This window comes from Vibrio chagasii (assembly GCA_041879415.1).
GTDB lineage: Bacteria > Pseudomonadota > Gammaproteobacteria > Enterobacterales > Vibrionaceae > Vibrio.
The window spans coordinates 2888909-2910089 of the sequence record CP090851.1 but is presented as its reverse complement, the minus strand read 5'-3'; the positions used below and the strand labels follow the sequence as shown (position 1 = coordinate 2910089).

Genomic DNA, 21181 nt, shown 5'->3' with positions numbered 1-21181 from the left:
CTCTACAAGATAGATAGATCGGCTACTTCGGTGTCGCGTAGTTTGAGATAGCTCGTCAAAATTACGAAGAACAAGATTTGCTAGCTTACGCACGCTGCTAGGTGTATTTTTGTCTGGTTGGTGAAGCCATCGAACAAATTGCTCGAAGTCTTGCTGACTAGATGCCATTGTGAATCCTATACTGAACGAATTTCATATTTCAGGTCAGTATAATTCTCCATCAATGGCATATATACCTGTTTTAATGGCTTTTGTGATAGTTGGCCTCATTTGACAATTGTTGTGACTCAACGAATATTGATATGTCTATTTGATAGATATCACCTGACTTCGTCTTAATGTTGCAAGCTGCTCTCGAAGATCCGCATTCTCATACTCCAACTCATCAATACGAGCCAATGCCTGCACTAGCTTGTCGTTCAAGTGATGCTGTGCCGCTGCAAAAAGAGCTAGCTTCTTGCGTTCTGCTTCGTACTTGGCCTTGTAGTTATCCTTGATGCGCTTTTGCTCTTTGAGCTTGGTGCGTACAGTCTGGATCTCTGGTTGGACTATTTCACCTTTGCCTGTCGCAATTTCAGCTTTGGTTTGCTTAACTTTTTCCACAAACTCAGGGTAATAATAGCCGCTGCCATTACCTAGGTTAGCTTCTTCCTCTACAGCTCTCACACTGAGCTTACGGTGAGTAGGGATACGCTTAGGCTTGCCTTGTTTAATTCGTTCTAGGGCAGCCTCTAATACTAGTCGTGTATTTTCGCTCTTACTCATAAATTCGCTACCTTCAAATCAGGTTCAAAAGGCGTGAAGGGCATATCAAAGTCAGCCATGACTTTTTCAGCAGCCCTTACTTGAGTTATGTAGTGGCTCTGTTCACTGACTGAAATATCTTCATCCGACTTCATGTAGGCCACTAAACGACGATGTTTTTTTTGCCACCACTTGGCTTGCTGTTCATCTATGATGCTGCTACCAGACCCACAGTCCACACAGAATTGGGGGGCGACCACACCGTTCATATCGCAGTCATAACCAGATTTGCAATAGCTATGCATTGAACCATGCAGTGTCAACTTACCATCCTTTACGGCTTTATAGATAACATCCCATGAGCTATAAATAGTCGGTACATCCCCTCGCATTTTCATGATCGCTTTGCCATAAGTGCCCGATAGTTTTTCATCTGAGTGCCATTGTTTAAAGATTTTATTTGTGGTGGTTTCAGCATTAATTTCATCGAGTGCCTTTTGCACTTGCTCGTCAACTTTCAGATCCCGTAGGCTCGCCAGCCTCCCACCATTGGTATACCACTCGGTCATCGCGAGGTATAAGTGCTTGAACTGTTGTTTGAGCGCTACTAATGTCCCTAGGCGGTTCTTAATGCAATAAAAGGCCAAAGTGCGCCTAAACTGATGAGTTGTTATGTGCCATGGATTTCCAACTGTTACGTCTTTTTTTACACGGTTGAATGCGTGAGGGTTTGACTCAAGGCATTCTGCAAAATCCTCTTCAGTTACAATGAAATTGAACTGCTTACAAAAACGCTGTAGTCGGTGATTCCAGCCTGTAATTAATGTGGGGGGCTTGGAGCGGTATGATTTATTTACCCAAATAGAGTCTTTGTATTTTTTATCTGGATAACTAACTTCCTTCCGCCATTCTTCAGTTAGTGTGGTCATTAACTCTATTGCAGTTTTAGAAGATGAAGCGGTAACCCATGTTTCTCTTTTATGCCCTAACTTAAAAGTATGAGATTGCAGCATGTGGAAGTCACGCCCTTCAAAGTTATCTTTGTAATAACTTTTAGGTGTTAGTTTATCGATTTCGGAATCTCGCATACCGCTAAAACCGCCACAGATAATATAGCAAGCATTGGTTAGTTGACCCCAGTAGCGTTTAAAGTCCATTCCATTTTTTAACTTGATACTTGGTATTTTAGTGGCTAATGGTTCGACAAGGTCTTTAACTTTGCGGGGTTGTAACTCTTGAGCTGCGGAAATGTATTTTCGTTTATCGAAGCTACCATCTTCACCCATGAAGGAATAACGGTTCCCTTGCTTTATTTTTTCTTCAAGATTACGCACCCCCTCGTCATAGTTATGCTGTAGAGACTTCTCAATATCTAAAATCAATTGTCTATGTGGGTGAGCACTATTGATCAGTTCTATAGCCTTTCCATAAATGGCATCACATAGACGTCCAGGTATAACAAGAGTTTGTTGTGCTTCATTTGAATTTATCCGTCTTGCTTCAATATTTGACTTTATTGGATTAAGGCCAAGCTCAAGTTTGTGCCATGACTCATCATTTATGGCGGTATTTATTGCCACGAAAGTAGACTCGATGGTTCCTTGGGCATAGCTACATTTTTGCAAGAAGCGCTCAAACTCAGCCCAAACAACAGGTGAGCCAAGATCTTTCAATGAATTATAGTTACTCTCCATCAAGAAACTATAAGCTACCTTTATACTACTTAGTCGAGTGCGAACACTTGAGAACTTTACTGCTTTTTTTTGTTTAGGGCTTTTATTGAATAACCAGCCAAAAGTCAGCAACTTAAGTTCTCGCTGTAATTTAGGAGCACATTCAAATTCCTTTGTGTTTAGATTGTTCTTATCTTTCTTTCGAGAGAAAGGAAAGCAATCCCAATTGTTTTGCCCAAAGGTAGCAGTAACGTTGCCCTTTTTGTCTTTGCAGATGACGACTGCATCTAACTCTTCAAATCGTCCCTCATGGCAGAGTGTAACTACGTCAACGTCTTCAACTTTATGTTGCTGTGGAAAATCGGGTAAATAGAGCTTAGATGTATCCACTATCCTACCTCGGCCATTGAGTTTGGAATTAACCCTAAAACGGAATCACTGTCATCCCAAGCGGGGTGGTAGCCATCATCGTCGAGCTTGGTTTCTGCCTGCCTCAATAACCGCTTATTGATGTTCGGCAGTATTTTTTGCTTAATGAACTGCACGATATCCTCAAAGTTTTTTCGGTAATGGCTGGCATCTAAATGAAGGTAAAGTGACTCCTCAATGCAGGCCTTGAATGAGAGAAGACACCAGATATCTGAGACCGACTGCACAATGATTTGGTCAGGGCAGCCAAAGCACCCCAGTAGGTCGGCACAGGCTAATCGCTCCCCCTTCTTGGTAAGCCCTTGCGCTTGAGCTTTCTTGGTATACTTTCGTGACTTTTCACCGAATGGGGCAGCGCAGCTACCACCATTCGAGGTACGACTCAAATTGGGATGGTTAATCTTGTTCTCTTCCTCTATGACCAGTACCTTAATATTGAGGTTTTCTTGTGCTTGCTGAGTACTAACCCCGCTCTTGATCTGCTCCTCCCGAATTAACAGCGTATCTTGCATCATGCCGTTATTTATCTGCTTATTTCCCTCGCTGTAGTGACGTCTGCGGGTGTTGGGCGTGTTGTTAAGCATGAGGTTATTAATCATTTCTCCTTGATGATATGAGGTTAATTGAGAGCCTGTCTCTCTAAAACGGCTAATGACAGGACGTAATCGTCGTCCTAGTTGGTCGGTAAAGCTAAAGTGTTTTTCAACCCAGATTTTTGTGAAGGCTTGTAGTGTTCTCGATGTTAAGGGTTTTGCTTTTTGGAAGGTCACTGTTTGGATCAGTGTGGCGTCGTTATTTGCATTTATTATTTTTGAAGCATTAATTAGCTTATCGAAAAAATCTAATGCATATTTGGGTACTTCCAACTCATGAGCTCCCATCTCAACTTGGATAGTTTTAAAAGCACGACGCTTGAATGCTGGCATGGTGTACCATGCTTCCCCCGTAGACATTGAAGCGTTATTTGGTTGTTTTAGTTGAAGTAAATTACTGGTGTTAGTATAGGTGTAATACGCCAAAAGATATGTAGCTGCACTCATCATTTTTGAAATACCGGCACACAAAGGATACACCTCGCCTTTCCACTCAAATGTCATCGTAGGAACGACTCTCCATGCATTAATATGTTTGTCAGGAGCTTCGATAAACTGCTTGTAAGTCTGTTTGAAGACTTGTCTTAAAAAGGGGAGAAGTTTGTTTAAATCACTGCGCGTATACGATTCAAAAGATTCAGTATCTCTGCTATCCATTATCACTACATTATCAAAGTAGCTATGTGGTAACTCTAGATACTGCGTAAAGAGTGCGTTCATTTTGCTATGCTTTATCTTATATGTACTGCTCTTTAGTACTCCCAACATGACGTTGTTTTGCAGTTTAGACATATACTGTTCAAGTGATTTTTGGGTAAATGCTGGCGAATTAATTGCGTCGCATAACTTGAGGTACCTAGAGGTTTCCAAGAATATGGAGTGGAGCCAACAACTGCTACTACCTTCTTCAATTTTTTCATCAAATCGGTCTTTTAGCTGAAAGATGAAACTTTTTCGACCAGCATCTTCAAACTGCTCTCCTCGTTGTAACCGCTCAGTTTTAGGAACCCCTTTGAAGAAAAAACGATTGAAATCGGCGAGACAATTTTCACCCATAATGCTTAGATTAATGCATAGCTCAGGCTTCCAATTACTTAGGTAAGTGAGGTTACTCATCGTCATCTCCTAGCGCTTCGTGCATGATGCTATCAAGGATGCCAAATTTCACCTTGAAGGCTTCTTTGCGTTTTAAGTAACGCAAGTATTTCCAAGTGGTACTTTCGTCTTTATGTCCCATCCAGCTCATTAGCAGCTCCATACACTCAGTTACGGGCAAATTCGCCGCTAACATATCATTGAGTCGATAAGTGCCATAAGTGGCACGTAAATCATGGAAGCGATGGGCAAATGATGGCTCTGCCCGTTTTATTTCTGCCCTGAACTCAATCCATCGAGCTTCAATGGATTTACCCGTAGCAGGATTACCTTGTTGGCTAACAAAAAGTGGTTCGTGACGATCACAACGCTCTAGTATTTCAATGGTCTTTTGGGTAAAGCTGACAGCATCGCTTTGTAATTGTTCGATTTTCTCGTTAAGCCTAGTAACACGCTTAAGGCGGCGTTCTGAAACTCGATACTCATTCAATGATTGGAGCAAGTCCGATGAAATCTCGACAGTCCGAGTTTTTAGGAACTTGGTTTGTACGCCTGTAGAGCGGGGGCATAACAGAATTTCAAAGCGATGTTGACTCTCAGCAAGTGGAGTTGCAGTATCTAACGCATCTAGTGTTAGGGTTGCTACTTCTTCAACCCGCATGCCTGTATCAGTCGCTAGCAAGGCTTGTAAGCGCAACTCTTCAGACGTTTGTGGAAGGTACTGCGTTAAAATACCAAGAGCATCACGGCTTAAGGGGGATAGTGGCCTGATGTTTCTACTATCTGCATCCCTCGGTACTTTTATGCGTAAATCACTGGTCTCAACAATGAAAGTTGGAGAGACGTGGGCAAGCATCCCACGATTCTGAACAGAGACGAACTCCATTTTGAATGGAGCTTCCTTCTCACTCTTTACGCGTAAGTAACCATCATGCATTAGCCACTTATAATAATTGACGATTTGGTTCATACGAACACTGGCAGTGCTGTATGCAAGCTCGCCTTGCTTTATTTGCTTGAGCAGGTGAGAGCGGTATAGGTAAGTCGGTTTGAGCCTCTTTACTGGTGGGAATCCATCCCAGCGAAGTTCCTTGTCCTCAAGAAATTGGTAATAGGCACGTAGAGCCTGTGCGCAAGGAGATAAATCTTCTGCTTTCTTTACAGCCTTGAGATAAAACAGGTAGCTATTGGCTTCGTGATTGAATACACCATCTTGCGAAAAGAGGGTTGGCAGCGAACCGATATTGTCATTGGAAGGGAGGCAATGGAATGTACCATTGTCCAGTTTTTGTAGCTCAGTTTCTTTGAAAACATCGCTGGAGTGTACAAGGTAAGTCATAAATCATCCTGAAAAATATCACTGCCCATGTATACAGTATGGACAGTGATTGATTATTTTCCAGATTTGTTTACGTGTGTAAGATGTTTTTCCTACACTAACCCCTCATGGTAACGAATTCTTCGCTGCCCGTTGGGTGAATTGCCACAACAGAGTCGAAGTCTGCTTTGGTTGCGCCCATCTTCATTGCAACGCCGAAGCCTTGAATCATCTCATCAACCGTGAAGCCGATGCCGTGAAGACCAACAACTGTTTCTTCTTCGCCAGCACACACTAGTTTCATCTTACAAGGTTGACGGTGTTTGGTTACTGCTGTGTACATCGCAGTGAAGCCAGATGTGTAAACCTTGATGTTGTCTTTGCCGTACTTCTCTTCAGCTTCCTGAGTCGTTAGACCGATTGTGCCGATAGGTGGGTGGCTGAATACAACAGTAGGGACTAGGTTGTAGTCCATTTTCGCGTTAGTTTGACCGTTGAATAGACGCTCAGAAAGTTGACGACCTGCTTTAACCGCTACAGGAGTTAGCTCGATGCCGCCTTCCATGATGTCACCAACACAGTAGATGCCAGGAACGTTAGTCGCTTGGAACTCGTCTACCTTGATGTAGCCACGGTCATTTGTCTCAACGCCCGTTGATGCTAGGTTGATCGCGTCAGTTGCTGGGTGACGGCCGATAGCCCAGATTAGGTGGTCAACGTTTTGAGTGTTGCCATTCTCTAGGTGTAGCGTCAGTGTGCCATCCGCTTCTTTCACTACTTCTTTAGGCACAGAGTGCGTGTGAAGTGTTGGACCTTCTGCTTCCATTACCTCAACCAATGTCTCAACGATCATTGGGTCGAAGCTACGTAGCGGAGACTCTTTACGGCAGAACAGATGTGTTTCTGTACCAAGTGCGCTTAGTACGCCTGCGATCTCAACCGCGATATAGCCTGCACCGATAACCGCAACGCGTTTTGGTTGCTCCATTAGCTCGAAGAAGCCATTTGAGTCGATGCCGTATTCTGCACCTGGGATGTTTGGAATCGTTGGACGACCACCTACAGCGATCAGGATGTGATCAGCTGTGTAGTGTTCACCGTTTACTTCAACCGTCTTTTCGTCAACGAATTTAGCAAAACCTTTGATTACGTTTACTTTGTTGTTACCGAGAACGCGATCGTAAGATTGGTGGATACGACCAATGTACGCTTGGCGGTTCTCAATCAGTTTGCTCCAGTTGAAATTCTTCACTTCAACATCAAAGCCGTAGTCTTCAGAGTATAGGTTGATCGCTTCAGCGACTTGAGCGCCGTGCCACATTACCTTTTTAGGAACACAACCAACGTTTACACAAGTACCACCAAGGTCTTGAGCTTCGATAAGTGCAACTTTTGCACCGTGCATTGCCGCGCGGTTTGCTGATGCGATGCCGCCGCTGCCGCCACCGATACAGATGTAATCAAAATGAGTCGCCATTACTTTCTCCATTTATTGAGGGTTGTAGTCACAGTGAGCACACTGGATACCTACGTCCTATAGATTCTAAAATTGTCTAATTATTATATTGAGGGCAGATTGGTTGAACTCAATCTCCCTGTTTTAAATTTATTCGTCCACATCACAGTCTTTTGGCTGCTCTTTGAGCTTGGATGTGGTGTCGAGATTACTCAGGTACGATCCACTCTACTTTGTAGTGACCGGTTGCTGGTGCAATAGCTTCCTTCAAGAATGGAAGAATCTCGTTCATTTGGCTTTCTAGCTTCCAAGGTGGGTTGATAACAATCATGCCTGATGCTGTCATGCCACGCTCGTTGGTGTCTGGTGATACGCCAAGCTCGATCTGTAGAATCTTGTTGATGCCCAAGCTTTCTAAGCCTTCGATCATGTCTTCGATGTCGCAACGGTTCACTACTGGGTACCAAATTGCGTAGATACCCGTTGCCCAGCGCTTATGGCTTTGAGCAATGGCGGTCACTACATCACGGTACTCTTTTGCAAGCTCGTACGGTGGGTCGATCAGTACTAAGCCGCGGCGCTCTTTTGGCGGCAGGCTTGCTTTTAGACGCTTAAAGCCATCTTCTTTGTAGATCGATACCTGACGATCGCGGTGGAACTCTTGCTCAAGCAGCGGGTGATCAGCTGGGTGAAGCTCGGTCAGTACCATACGGTCCTGGTCACGTAGGTGAGCACGTGCAACACGTGGTGAGCCTGGGTAGTAGCGCAGCTTGTCGCCGTTGTTTAGTGTTGAGATAGACTCAAGGTAGCTTTGAATGTCTTCAGGAAGATTTTGCTGTTCCCAGACGCGAGCGATACCTTGTTTGTATTCACCGGTTTTTTCAGACCATTCATGCGTTAAGTCGTAACGACCTACACCAGAGTGAGTGTCATGGTAAACAAAAGGCTTATCCTTCTGTTTCAAAGAATTAAGAATAAGGCTCTGTACGATATGCTTTACTACGTCGGCATGGTTGCCTGCGTGGAAGCTGTGGCGATAACTTAACAAATTAAACTCTCGTAACACTCTCGTTTTAGAGTGTGGTTAGTGTAGGTGGGTTAATCTGATTATTATAACCCTCAATGGACCATAAATTCTCGAACAATTCAGGGACAGTCGTCAGCTATCTGCAGTTAGTTATTGGTTCTACTATTGAAATTTGCCTTTATGGGCACTATTTAATAACTATTCGCAGGTGATTTTTTAGGGCGCTGCTTAGCCTGATGACTGTAAGACGACCTCATTACAAAAAAGACGAAAGTCTCTAACGCCAAAGGAATGTTTATATGTCTAATCCGCTATTAACCTTCACGGACTTACCTCCGTTTTCACAAATCAAACCTGAGCACGTTAAGCCAGCGGTTGAGCAAGTGATCGAAGCGTGTCGCAACAAGATAGAACAAGTACTTGAAGGTAATACTTCACCAAGCTGGGACAACCTAGTTGCTCCAATTGAAGAAGTGGATGATCGTTTAGGCCGTGTTTGGTCACCAGTAAGCCACATGAACTCGGTTGTGAACAGCGACGAGCTGCGTGAAGCGTATGAAAGCTGTTTACCTCTGCTGTCTGAGTACGGCACCTGGGTTGGTCAACACAAAGGTCTGTTTGAAGCGTACAAAGCGATCAAGGCGAGCGAAGCATTCTCTGGATTAAATCGAGCTCAACAAAAAACCATTACCGATGCACTGCGTGATTTCGAATTATCAGGCATTGGTTTACCCGCTGACGAGCAGCACCGCTATGGCGAGATCAGCAAGCGTCAGTCTGAGCTGGGTTCTCAATTCTCAAACAATGTACTTGATGCAACTATGGGTTGGAGCAAGCAGGTGACTGATGTTGCTGAATTGGCAGGCATGCCTGAATCAGCACTGGCTGCGGCAAAAGCGGCGGCAGAGGCTAAAGAGCAAGAAGGTTACCTACTGACTTTAGATATCCCATCGTACCTACCAGTAATGACTTACTGTGATAACCAAGAGCTACGTAAAGAGCTGTACGAAGCTTACGTTACTCGCGCTTCAGACCGTGGTCCAAACGCAGGCAAGTGGGACAACACAGAGATCATCACCGAGCAGCTTAAATTGCGTCATGAGATCGCGCGAATGCTTGGCTTTGGCACTTACAGTGAGAAGTCGCTGGCAACTAAAATGGCAGAGACGCCAGATCAGGTTCTGGGCTTCTTAAATGATTTAGCGGTGAAAGCGAAACCTCAAGGTGAGCGTGAAGTGGAAGAACTGCGCCAGTTCGCTGAAAAAGAGTTTGGTGTGTCTGAGCTAGAACTTTGGGATATCCCTTACTACAGCGAAAAACAGAAACAGCACCTTTTCCAAATTTCAGATGAAGAGCTGCGCCCTTACTTCCCTGAATCGAAAGCGGTATCGGGCCTGTTTGAAGTACTGAATCGTGTATTTGGTATGACAGTGAAAGAGCGTGAAGGCGTCGACACATGGCATGAGTCGGTACGCTTCTTTGATATCTTTGATGCTAATGACACATTGCGAGGTAGCTTCTACCTAGATTTGTACGCTCGTGAACACAAGCGTGGCGGAGCATGGATGGACGACTGCCGTGGTCGTCGTATTACCGCTGCTGGAGAACTACAAACGCCAGTTGCTTACCTAACGTGTAACTTCAATAAACCGGTTGGCGACAAGCCAGCATTGTTTACCCACGATGAAGTTGTGACTCTGTTCCATGAGTTTGGCCATGGTATCCACCATATGCTGACTCAAGTAGAAGCAGGCGCGGTTGCAGGTATCAATGGTGTGCCTTGGGATGCGGTTGAGTTGCCAAGTCAGTTCCTAGAAAACTGGTGTTGGGAAGAAGAGGCATTGGCGTTCATTTCTGGTCACTTCGAAACCGGCGAAGCTTTACCAAAAGAGATGCTAGAGAAAATGCTAGCGGCGAAGAATTTCCAATCAGCGATGTTCATTTTACGCCAGTTAGAATTCGGTCTGTTCGACTTTACGCTACATACCACTTACGACCCAGAAGTGGGTGCGCGCGTACTTGAAACACTGGCTGACGTGAAGTCTAAAGTGGCGGTACTACCAAGTCTTGATTGGAACCGTTTCTCACACAGCTTTAGCCACATCTTCGCTGGTGGTTACAGCGCGGGTTACTACAGCTACCTATGGGCTGAAGTGCTATCGGCAGATGCGTTCTCAGCATTTGAAGAAGAGGGTATCTTCAACACTGAAACGGGTAACCGCTTCCTGAATAACATCCTAGAAATGGGTGGCAGTGAAGAGCCTATGGAGTTGTTCAAACGATTCCGTGGCCGCGAACCACAAATCGATGCGATGCTGCGCCACGCTGGTATCAGCGCGTAATATTGTACTGGTCAGAATGTAAAAAGAGCCTCCTCGTGAGGCTCTTTTTGTATCTGTTTATCAAGCGGCTATGGGTTCACATTACGATTGATTGGGTTTTGCAGTGAGATTAGCGTCTCGGTCGACTGCACCTCATCAATTGCCTGCAACTTATCGATCAGGACGAACTGCAGCTCTTCAATCGACTTACACATCAACTTAACGAAAATATTGTACGCACCAGTGGTGTAGTAGGCTTCAACCACCTCATCTAGGGCATTCAGCTTAGCGATTGCCGAGTGGTAATCTTTGGCTGCATTAAGGTTGATGCCGATAAAGCAACATACGTCGTAACCTAGCTTTTTCGTGTTTACCACCACCTCGGTGCGCTCAATAATGTCGGCCGATCTCATTTTCTCGATGCGGACGTGAATAGTCGCGGGGCTTACGTCAAACTGCTTGGCCATCTCGGCGTAAGGCGTACGAGCATCTTCCATTAAGGTTTTCAGAATGGCACGGTCTAGGTCATCGAGACGAGCGGTAGTTGTGGACATGCTTAACCCTTAGATTTAATGAAAATATATTGGCTAGAGTACATATCATAGCCAAGGGTGATAATATTAGCAGCAACAATGATGTTAGGGTGAATTCAGTGCGATTTTGGGTGTTATTTATTGCGATGTGTTGGAGCGTATTGGCTTCGGCGCAGACAAAAGATGTATTGGTGATCCACTCCTACCATCAAGGTTTTTTCTGGACGGATGATTTCCATAAAGGATTGTCCGAAGAACTCGATCGCGACGGGTTGTCTTACCGCGTCGTTTACCTCGACAGCAAACGCTCTCAAAACCCTGAATACCTCGAGCGTGTTTACCAGCTTTATCACACCAAATTGATGCACGAAGAGTTTGCGGCGGTTGTGGTGAGTGATAACAACGCTCTTAATCTGATGAAGCGTTTAGCGTCAGATCTCAATGGAACCCCGGTCATCTTTGGTGGCATCAATAACTTTTCTCCTAAAATGATCGAAGGTTTGAACGCCACGGGCATCACTGAAGACATCGATCTGGTTGGTAACATCGAACTTATTAAGCGTCTTCAAGCGACCGTGAAAAAGGTTTATATGGTGACCGATCACTCGGTGACTGGTGAGGCTATTCGCGCGCAAATCGATCTTTTCATTGAAAAAAATCCTAACTTTGCAGACTTAATTGAACACTATGTTCCAGACTCATACCAAGAACTGACGACTTTTTCTCAGCGAGCAGACCTAGGGAAAAGTTTGCTGTTTTGGGCGTATTACCGAGATGCGAAAGGTGATGTGAGTAGTGATGAAGACTGGCGTCAGCTGAACATAAAAACGCAAATGCCACTCTATATGGTGCACGACTTAGGCCTAGGTTTTGGGGCCATTGGCGGTGTGATTCAAAGCGGTGAAACTCAAGGGCGTAACACTGGTCGCGTTTTGTTGCAGGTGTTGGCGAACCCCAATGATCCGTTGCCTCCTGTGGTCGCAGGTGCTCCGGAGATTAAACTCGACTATCAACAAATATCGCGTTGGGATTTAGGCGCAGAGAACGAAGCTGCAGTAACGTTTCTTAACAAGCCAAAGCCTTTCCTGATGCGCTATCGCGATGAAATTCGCACCATTGGTTTAATGTTCCTTGGTATGTCATGCGTGATCGCCACCTTGGTGTATTACCTCAATCGTCTCAAGAAGAGCGAACGAGCAAGCCGCCAAAGCCAGCGACTGTTGGAGTCGATATTCGACCAGAGTCTTCAGTTTATGGGCATTATCGACAAAGGTGGTGTATTGCTGTCGAGTAACAGCAAGCTGCATGAGCTGCTCTACAATCAAGGTTATAAGTTAGGAACACCTTTGCAAGAGCATCAGCACTGGGAAGATTCTGCCAGTGAGGTGTTGAAAGAGTATTTTGTTGAGCGAGATGATCACCCATCTTTACGCTTTGAAGCTGAGGTTTGGTGTCGAGATCGCGGTGCCATGGTATTGGATATCTCACTGAAGCCGATGCCGGGCAGCGAAGAAGGCGATATTCAGTTCTTGTTTGAGGCTCGTGATGTCACTTCACGCAAGCTGGCTGAGAATAAGCTGTTCCAACGTGAAGCGAACCTAAAACTCTATTACGACAAGCAACCAGTGATGATGATTACCTTGGACGGTAATAACCGCATCCAACAAGTGAACCAGTTTGCCGAAGAGCTGCTTGGCTACCCACTGGATGAACTTTTAGGTCACCGTCCTAGAGAGTTCTATGTCGATGAAAACGCGATGATTCCACGTCATATCTTGTTGCAGCCACAGCACAAGATTCGTGGTGTATGGCGTCGTGATATTGAATATCGTCATGCTGATGGTAGCACGATCTGGATTCGAGAAAATATTCGTCCGCTGGTGGAGTCTGATCAGTTGTTGATTGTCGGTGAGGACATCACCGAGACACATGAGCTTTCTGAAAAGTTGGAGTATCAGGCGCGCTATGATTTGCTGACTGATACCTTTAACCGCAACCACTTTGAGCAAGAGCTACAGAAGGCACTCAAAGAGGTTGAGAGCCACATGCGCACTCACGCAATGCTGTTCTTAGACCTAGACCAACTGAAAGTACTGAACGATACCGCGGGGCATGAAGCGGGCGATGCTGCGATCTTGTTTAGCGCGCAGTTATTGGAAGAGGTACTGCCATACAATGCGGTATTGGCGCGTATGGGTGGGGACGAGTTTGCGGTACTCATCAAAGACTGTACTGAGCGAGACGCGGTGAATGTGTGTCGCAGTATTATCTCGATGATGGGCGACAATCCATTCTTGTGGGATGACATCCGACTTAACTTAACCTGCTCTATCGGCATTCGATTGATCGACCATACTGCCGCAACGCCACAAATGGTACACGCTCAGGCAGATGCGGCGTGTCATGCGGCTAAAGAGGAAGGGCGTAACCGCTATCACCTTTACCATCAAGATGATGAAGATTTACGTCGACGTCACCTAGAGATGGAGTGCGTTAACCTAGTGCATGAAGCTCTAGCCAATGATCGCCTGGAGTTGTTTGCACAGCGTATTCTTGGCTTAGATGAAGACAGTGACAAGATGCACTTCGAGATCTTGGTGCGGATTAAGAATGTGGATGGGGAATACATCTCTCCGGGTATCTTCATGCCTGCTTCCGAGCGCTACAACATCGCGCATTTAATTGACCGCCAAGTGATCGGTCAGACATTGAGTTGGTTAGAGCAACGCCCACACCTGATTGATGATTTAGGGATGTGTTCTATCAACCTTTCTGGCCACTCGATGGGCAATCGAGAGTTTGTTGAGTTCTTGATTGAAAGCTTGAGCAACTCGTCGATTCCGTGTCATAAGATCTGCTTAGAGATCACCGAAACAGCGGCGATGAGTAACATGAAACAGGCGATCAAGTTCTTCACTCGAATCAAAGACCTTGGCTGCATGATTGCGCTCGATGACTTCGGGTCTGGGTTATCGTCGTTTGGTTACTTGAAGAAGCTGCCAGTCGACATCGTTAAGATCGATGGCCTGTTCGTGCGCGATATTGATGTCAATGAGATGGACCATGTGATGGTTCGCTCTATCAATGATCTAGCCAAGCAGATGGGTAAGCACACCGTGGCCGAGTTCGTTGAAAACACCCAGATCATCGACAAGCTGATTGAACTCGGCGTGAACTATGCACAGGGCTACATCATTGGTCGACCTAAGCCGCTTGCTGAGCTGATTGATGAACTTCAGCAAGAACGAGCGTTAGAAAACGCAAACTAACTAGGCCTGTGTACAGCCTTGTTTTAATCTCGTGATTTTCGGTGCTAATAGTTTGCACCGCTAATATGTATTGTTGAGGCAATCAGGTAAACTGGTTGCCTCTTTTGTTTTGAATACTACTGTCTGTTGGAGACGACCTTGCAATTACAACTGATTTGCGAAGATGCTACCCAAATCGATCATCTGAATGACTTAGCGACTCGTTGGAATTTATCTCACGATGAAAACAGCGAATTTGCTTTGGTGCTGACTAGCGAGCGACTTGAGCTGCGCAAAGTAGACGAGCCCAAGTTAGGCGCTATCTTCGTTGATTTAGTTGGCGGCGCGGTTGGTCATCGACGTAAATTTGGTGGTGGCAAAGGCCAAGCTATCGCCAAGGCGGCAGGTTTAAATAAAGGCGCTACGCCAACCATTCTTGATGGTACGGCTGGCCTAGGGCGCGATGCATTTGTACTGGCTTCTCTAGGTTGTAAGGTGCAGATGGTCGAGCGTCACCCTGTTGTTGCAGCGTTGCTTGATGATGGATTACAGCGTGCGCAGCAAGACCCTGATATCGGTGGTTGGGTTAGCGAACGTATGAAGTTGATTCATGCTTCAAGCCATGATGCGCTGGATAAGCTCAGTGACGACCCTAGCTTTGAGCAACCGGATGTAGTGTATCTAGATCCTATGTACCCACACCCAGAGAACAAAAAGAAATCGGCACTAGTCAAAAAAGAGATGCGCGTATTCCAATCTTTGGTCGGTGCAGACTTAGATGCGGATGCTTTATTGGCACCTGCGATGAAGCTCGCATCAAAGCGAGTTGTAGTCAAAAGACCCGATTATGCGGCTTGGTTAGATGAGCAAAAACCGAGTATGGCGATTGAAACCAAAAAGAACCGTTTTGACGTGTATGTGAAAGCATCAATGACTTAGCGATGTGCTAAGAAAATTTCCCGTCATAAATACGATAAATTGCCATTTAACACTTGCGATAGTCGCGTTACGGATGTATATCTAACTAAGAATCATTATTATTCTTAGCTGGAGTTGTAGCATGGCTAAACGCTTTTGTAAGTTAAACCGTCGAGACATTACCGAACACCTAGGCGAGATCCACAGCTTGGTTACTGAACCTAAGTTTGTGTGCCGCTCTTGTGCACGTTCATCGGCGGACGAAGCGAACCTATGTAAACCAACAGCAATTCCACCGCTCGGTTGTCAGAATAAGCCTGCTGAAGAGAAGGCAGCTTGTGGTTTGTTAGCTGAAACGCTACCGAAGCCTGAAGTCACCTTGGCAGAGATGCCTGATTCATCAGTACAGATGTTTGACCCAGCCGTTGCTCTTGGAAACGCAGAGAAACAAGCGTCACCGAAAAAATCCAAACTGAAAAAACGCATCGCCAACGCGAGTGGTGATGAGAAATCAGAATTGAAGCGAGCGAAGAAAGCGGCGAAGAAACAAGAGAAATACAACAAGAAGCTGGCGAAGATGATTAAGAAGCAGCAAAAGCTGTTTAAGAAAAGTCAGAAGCTGGAAAGTGAATTGCAACGCATCAACTTACGACTTGATGATGTAGCTTTCACTGAAAACCAGGCTGTGGTTGTCAATCATATTCACTAACACCAACTGTTGAACATTATTCAACACGTTAGCCAGATCTAAAAAGAGCGACCTTAGGTCGCTCTTTTGCTTTTTGTCTCCGAAGAGAACTTGGCCGCGCTGGCGCATAAAAATTTGTTAGGCGTTGGCCGCCGATCTCGCCACACGCTTTTTCACCCACGTCTCATTCACGATGAGAGAAAGCAAGATAACTCCGCCGCCAATCGATAGTCGTACCAAATCAACGTCTCGGTTCCAGATCAGGATGTTTACGACTAGACCTGCAGGTACCAACACGTTGTTCATTACAGCAAGTGCACCTGCGTTTACCATGCATGCGCCTTTGTTCCACATAAAGTAACCCAACCCAGAAGCAATTAAGCCTAGGTAGATAAGGATTCCCCATTGAAGTGAAGTGGTTGGTAGTTTTTCAGGGTTGCCTAGAAGCATGAACGCAACCGAAGCCACGCACAGAGCGCCCAGGTAGAAATAGCCAAATACCGTATGTTGAGGAAGCTCTGTCGATTCCTTCTCCATCACCACTTTGTAGCCCACCTGACCAATCGCAAAGCAGAGGTTTGCACCTTGCACGACTAGGAATCCAACCAAAAAGTTGTCGTTAATTCCAGCGAACTTAATGAATACTGCGCCCAATACCGCAATCGCAGCCGTGACTAAGTACCAAGGTGAGAATTGCCCTTTTAGGAAGTCATAAATCAGAGTGACATAGATTGGAGTAAAGACGGTAAATAGCAGCACTTCCGGTACGGATAGCAGCAAGAAAGATTGATAGTAGAAGCAGTACATCAGACCAAGCTGAATACCACCAATCGCCATCAACTTACCGATCAACTTACCAGGGATGCCACGGAACTTCAGGAAAGGAAGGAAGACGATACCGGCTAGAGCAACACGCATCAGAACAGAGAACCAAGAATCAACCTGACCAGCAAGGTAGACGCCAATCAGGCTAAAAGAGAAGGCCCATAGGAGGGTAACACCAGCTAAATAGCTCATAGTAAAACTTCGTTATTAAGAGATGAGCTGTATGTTACCTAACCTTAAATCATTAGTCTTCTGAATCTCTTAGAGGCACGACCAGCATATCAACCGGAGTAGCATTGATCAGTTGTCGTGTAGAAGAGAGCAGCTTGCTCCAAAAATCTTGATGGTGACCACACACCACTAAATCAACGTTGTATTCGGTGATGGTATCGCACAACTCATGGCTCAAATCGCCACTGCCAACGAGGGTATGGGTGATCGGGTATTGAGCGTGCTCCGCAAAATTTTGCAGCTGAATACGAGATGCTTCCATCGCGTTGTGTTGGGTCTCTGCCATGTTGATGTCAATCAGCCCGGTATAGAGCTCGGCATAGTTAATATCGATATGGATAAAAGAGACTTTGGCTTCTAATGGCTTTGCCAATGCTACCGCTTTATCCACAATTAATTTGCTGTCATCTGATAAATCGACTGCGACCAAAATATGTTTGTAACTCATATCGCTACCTCCTTTATTCATTGTCTGATTAAAGATTAGCACTATGCGATGCCTTTTTTTGCTGAAGTGATCTCATATCCATCGTCTTGCGTAATGAAGGTTCGAAATATCGGTTAACTAATGGTCAGCGAGATATTAATAAAATAGTGATATAGTAGAGAAAATTGAGGATGTACTTAGGAGTCTTAAATGCTGTCAAAAACTATGGTTGAGCAACTGAACGAGCAAATTAATCTAGAATTTTTCTCATCCAATCTATACTTACAAATGAGTGCTTGGTGTGAAGACAAAGGATTTGAAGGTGCAGCAGAGTTTCTGCGTGCTCATGCGGTAGAAGAAATGGAACACATGCAGCGTCTTTTCACTTACGTAAGTGAGACAGGTGCAATGCCAATTTTAGGTGCGATCGAAGCCCCAAAACATGAATTTGAAAGCCTTGGCGCAGTATTCCGTGAAACCTACGAGCACGAGCAGATGATTACTGAAAAGATCAATAAGTTGGCTCACGTTGCTTTCAGCACACAAGACTACTCAACCTTTAACTTCCTGCAATGGTACGTTGCAGAGCAACACGAAGAAGAGAAGTTGTTTAAAGGTGTATTGGATAAGCTAGAACTTGTTGGTGAAGACGGTAAAGCACTGTTCTTTATTGATAAAGACCTAGCGCAATTGGCAAAAGATGGTTCATCTTCAATCATGGATGCTCCTGCAGCCTAGGCTGTAAGAAAAAGACTCTGATTATCTTTTTCTTTTGAGTTTTCCTTTGAAGATGTAGGGAGGAAAGGATGATCAGCGGCGACACTATTCTATTTGCACTAATGGTTGTGACTTGCGTGAACTGGGCGCGTTATTTTACGGCGCTACGAACGCTTATTTATATTATGCGAGAAGCACATCCTCTACTTTATCAACAAGTAGACGGAGGTGGGTTCTTCACAACTCATGGCAATATGACCAAACAAGTACGCTTGTTTAGTTACATCAAAAGCAAAGAGTACCACCATCACCACGACGAGGTGTTTACCTCTAAATGTGATAGAGTGAGAGAGCTATTTATACTGTCTTCGGCTCTGCTTGGTGTGACGTTACTGGCTGCGTTTATCGTCTAGGTAAATCAGCGTGTGTGATTAGAGTGTCGTTTATTTTCTCGTTGGACTTTGAAAAACACTAGCTAGTGTTCGAAGTTTGTACGATGGAACACCAATTGCAAAGTTTAAAATTGCCGCTAAAATAGCGAGCAATTAGTAAGGATGTGCTGTTAATGCACATCCTTTTTTATTGATGGCATTTTGAGAACAGGGCGTCCTCAAGGTGCAAAGTGAAGAAAGCAGAACCGCAATGAGTGAAAAATTTGATGTAATCGTGATTGGTGCGGGCGCCGCAGGCTTAATGTGTGCCGCGGAAGCTGGTAAACGTGGCCGACGAGTGCTGGTGGTTGATCATGCGAAAAAACCAGGCAGAAAAATTTTAATCTCAGGTGGTGGCCGTTGTAACTTTACCAACTACGATGTGTCTGCGAATAACTTCCTGTGTAAAAACCCCCACTTCGTCAAATCGGCTCTGTCTCAATACACCAACTGGGATTTCATCTCTATGGTGAGCAAGTACGGCATTGAGTTTGAAGAGCGCGATCATGGTCAGCTATTTTGTGTGAATGACCACACAGCAAAAGATATCGTCAGCATGCTGCTTGAAGAATGTCAGCAAGCGAAAGTTGAGCAACGCTACCGCTGCGACGTTCACTCTATCGAAAAGACCGATTCTGGCTTCAAGATGCACCTCAATACCGACCAAGTTGAATGTGATTCACTGGTGGTAGCAACCGGTGGTTTATCGATGCCTAAGTTGGGCGCAACGCCATTTGGCTACAAGATTGCAGAGCAATTTGGTTTGTCGGTTATGCCGACTACAGCAGGCTTAGTGCCGTTCACGCTGCATAAAGAAGACAAAGAAGATTTCGCCGAGCTCTCTGGTATTGCGATTCCTGCGGAGATCACAGCGCAAGATGGGACCTTATTTAAAGAAGCGCTGCTGTTTACGCACCGCGGTCTATCTGGTCCTTCTGTACTGCAAATCTCCTCATTTTGGAAAGCGGGTCAGTCGGTGTCGATTAACCTAGTACCAGAAGTCGATGTGGCTGAGTTATTGGCGAACTCTCGCGAGAAGCATCCAAATCAGAGTCTAAAGAACACATTAGCAAAAGCACTACCAAAGCGTTTTGTTGAGGTGCTGATTGACCGTAAAGAGCTAGAAGATAAACCGCTTAAGCAGTTCAACGAAAAGCAGCTTAATGGCATTGTTGAGCATCTAGAAAACTGGAAAATCGCACCAAATGGCACTGAAGGCTACCGTACGGCGGAAGTTACTCTTGGTGGCGTTGATACCGATCACCTGTCTTCAAAAACCATGGAATGTAAGAACATCAAAGGCTTATTCTTCGTTGGTGAGGTGATGGACGTAACGGGTTGGCTTGGTGGTTACAACTTCCAATGGTGTTGGAGCTCAGGTTTTACTGCTGGTCAGTGGGTGTAAGCGCTTAGCTTTTCTAACCTAGATAAATTACATAAAAATGGCGAGTCATACGACTCGCCATTTTTGTATCTGATTTATAACCTAAAGCGGCTAAGTTGATAATTTTCTCTATCAATCGACGCTTTTAGCTCTCATTAGCAACCGCTTTGTCTTTTGAGAATTTGATTTGTTGAATCACTAAGCCAGCAATAATCAGCACTAAACCAAACAGGGTTGATGGGTGAATTTCTTCGCCGATAATGGTGGAAAGTAGCATCAAAGAGATAAAAGGTGATGCGAAAATCAGGTTGCTGATGCGTGCTGTGTTGTTGGTGAGCTTCAATGCCGATAGCCACAACACAAAGGTAATTCCCATCTCAAACAGGCCAACGTAAGTCACCGCCATCCAACCTTTCGCCGTGATTTGGCTAAAGCTCTCGCCCTCGAAAATGGTTAAACCAATCGCAAAGGGTAGCGCCACTAAGAATCCAAGCAGTACACCCACCACAGGATCAGCCTTGTTTTTGGTGTTCAAGATCCAGTAGCCCGCCCAAAGTAGGGTTGAAAGCAGAGCCAACGCGACACCAAGTGGGCTATCGAACTGCATGCCTAGTACGTCGCCTTTGGTAGCAATCACGACCACACCCGCATAACTGAAGGTACAAGCCACCCAATCTTGCTTGCGAATCTTTTGCCCCAGAAAAACGGCTGCCATCAGCGTTAGAGTGATTGCCCAGCTGTAGTTGATGGCCTGAGCTTGAGAAGCTGGCAGCAGATCATATGCTTTAAAGAGAATCAGGTAGTAGGCCAGCGGGTTAACCAAACCAAGCAGTAGGTAGTACCAAGGGTTTGATAGGAATGTTGTGCTTAGCTGAGAAAGCTTACCTTGAAAGGCGCAGACCGCGATCAGCGCAATCGACGACACAATGCTGGCAATGGTCAGCATTTGGATAGGTGAAAACTCAGCAAGGGTCAGCTTAAAAGCAGTAGCGACCGTTGACCACAGCAGTACTGCGGAAAGGCCAAAGCCCAAGGCACGACGTTCGTTCATGGCAACTCATTCTAATTGGGTGGGACTGAATACGGAGCGCTTAGTCTATCTGTCGAATTTTAATACGGCAAA

Annotated in this window: 17 protein-coding genes; 7 read left to right on the top strand and 10 right to left on the bottom strand. The window is 45.2% G+C overall.

What is annotated here, in order from left to right; all coding sequences use genetic code 11:
- Positions 1-306: 306 nt before the first annotated feature.
- From L0991_13055 to L0991_13030, 6 genes are all read right to left on the bottom strand, one after another.
- Positions 307-765 carry a hypothetical protein gene (locus tag L0991_13055; protein XGB62302.1) on the bottom strand — a complete coding sequence of 153 codons (459 nt, stop codon included), beginning with the start codon at positions 763-765 and terminating at the stop codon, positions 307-309.
- Positions 762-2807 carry a hypothetical protein gene (locus tag L0991_13050; protein XGB62301.1) on the bottom strand — a complete coding sequence of 682 codons (2046 nt, stop codon included), beginning with the start codon at positions 2805-2807 and terminating at the stop codon, positions 762-764. The genes L0991_13055 and L0991_13050 overlap by 4 nt, the downstream gene beginning before the upstream one ends.
- A complete protein-coding gene (locus L0991_13045; protein ID XGB62300.1) occupies positions 2807-4555 on the bottom strand; it encodes a hypothetical protein in 1749 nt (582 codons plus the stop codon). The genes L0991_13050 and L0991_13045 overlap by 1 nt, the downstream gene beginning before the upstream one ends.
- Positions 4548-5873 (bottom strand): site-specific integrase, encoded by a 1326-nt coding sequence (locus tag L0991_13040; GenBank protein XGB62299.1) that lies wholly within the window; start codon positions 5871-5873, stop codon positions 4548-4550. Before L0991_13040 ends, L0991_13045 begins: the two co-directional genes overlap by 8 nt.
- A 97-nt stretch (positions 5874-5970) precedes the next feature.
- Positions 5971-7329, bottom strand: coding sequence for a glutathione-disulfide reductase (gorA, locus tag L0991_13035; protein ID XGB62298.1), 1359 nt, complete (start codon positions 7327-7329; stop codon positions 5971-5973).
- Between the two features lie 187 nt (positions 7330-7516).
- Complete coding sequence (locus L0991_13030) at positions 7517-8356, bottom strand: 23S rRNA (adenine(2030)-N(6))-methyltransferase RlmJ (GenBank protein ID XGB62297.1); 840 nt, start codon at positions 8354-8356, stop codon at positions 7517-7519.
- A 278-nt stretch (positions 8357-8634) separates the two neighbouring features.
- Between L0991_13030 and prlC the strand changes: the two genes are divergently transcribed.
- Entirely contained in the window at positions 8635-10677 is a 2043-nt protein-coding gene (prlC, locus tag L0991_13025; protein XGB62296.1) for an oligopeptidase A, read from the top strand.
- Positions 10678-10745: 68 nt separating this feature from the next.
- Here the strand turns inward: prlC and asnC are convergent, their stop codons facing one another.
- The gene (gene asnC, locus L0991_13020) at positions 10746-11210 is read right to left on the bottom strand and encodes a transcriptional regulator AsnC (GenBank protein XGB62295.1); all 465 of its coding nucleotides are present in this window, start codon (positions 11208-11210) and stop codon (positions 10746-10748) included.
- A gap of 125 nt (positions 11211-11335) precedes the next feature.
- Here asnC and L0991_13015 point away from each other — a divergent pair, with 125 nt between their 5' ends.
- The 3 genes from L0991_13015 (at position 11336) to L0991_13005 (ending at position 16064) form a co-directional block, all read left to right on the top strand.
- Entirely contained in the window at positions 11336-14458 is a 3123-nt protein-coding gene (locus L0991_13015) for an EAL domain-containing protein (protein ID XGB63902.1), read from the top strand.
- Between the two features lie 138 nt (positions 14459-14596).
- A complete protein-coding gene (locus L0991_13010; GenBank protein ID XGB62294.1) occupies positions 14597-15376 on the top strand; it encodes a class I SAM-dependent methyltransferase in 780 nt (259 codons plus the stop codon).
- Positions 15377-15497: 121 nt separating this feature from the next.
- Positions 15498-16064, top strand: a complete 567-nt coding sequence (locus L0991_13005) for a DUF3450 domain-containing protein (protein ID XGB62293.1) — start codon at positions 15498-15500, stop codon at positions 16062-16064.
- Positions 16065-16181: 117 nt separating this feature from the next.
- On the opposite strand, the gene L0991_13000 is transcribed toward L0991_13005, so the two are convergent.
- Positions 16182-17060 (bottom strand): carboxylate/amino acid/amine transporter, encoded by an 879-nt coding sequence (locus tag L0991_13000; protein XGB62292.1) that lies wholly within the window; start codon positions 17058-17060, stop codon positions 16182-16184.
- Between the two features lie 52 nt (positions 17061-17112).
- Positions 17113-17547, bottom strand: coding sequence for a universal stress protein UspA (uspA, locus tag L0991_12995; GenBank protein ID XGB62291.1), 435 nt, complete (start codon positions 17545-17547; stop codon positions 17113-17115).
- A 189-nt stretch (positions 17548-17736) separates the two neighbouring features.
- On the opposite strand from uspA, the gene ftnA reads away from it, so the two are divergent.
- The 3 genes from ftnA to L0991_12980 all read left to right on the top strand — a co-directional run bounded on the left by ftnA (position 17737) and on the right by L0991_12980 (position 20079).
- Positions 17737-18264, top strand: coding sequence for a non-heme ferritin (ftnA, locus tag L0991_12990; protein ID XGB62290.1), 528 nt, complete (start codon positions 17737-17739; stop codon positions 18262-18264).
- 68 nt (positions 18265-18332) lie between these two features.
- Entirely contained in the window at positions 18333-18656 is a 324-nt protein-coding gene (uspB, locus tag L0991_12985; protein XGB62289.1) for a universal stress protein UspB, read from the top strand.
- A gap of 229 nt (positions 18657-18885) precedes the next feature.
- A complete protein-coding gene (locus tag L0991_12980) occupies positions 18886-20079 on the top strand; it encodes an NAD(P)/FAD-dependent oxidoreductase (GenBank protein ID XGB62288.1) in 1194 nt (397 codons plus the stop codon).
- A 124-nt stretch (positions 20080-20203) separates the two neighbouring features.
- Here the strand turns inward: L0991_12980 and L0991_12975 are convergent, their stop codons facing one another.
- A complete protein-coding gene (locus L0991_12975) occupies positions 20204-21109 on the bottom strand; it encodes a DMT family transporter (GenBank protein XGB62287.1) in 906 nt (301 codons plus the stop codon).
- Between the last annotated feature and the right edge of the window lie 72 nt (positions 21110-21181).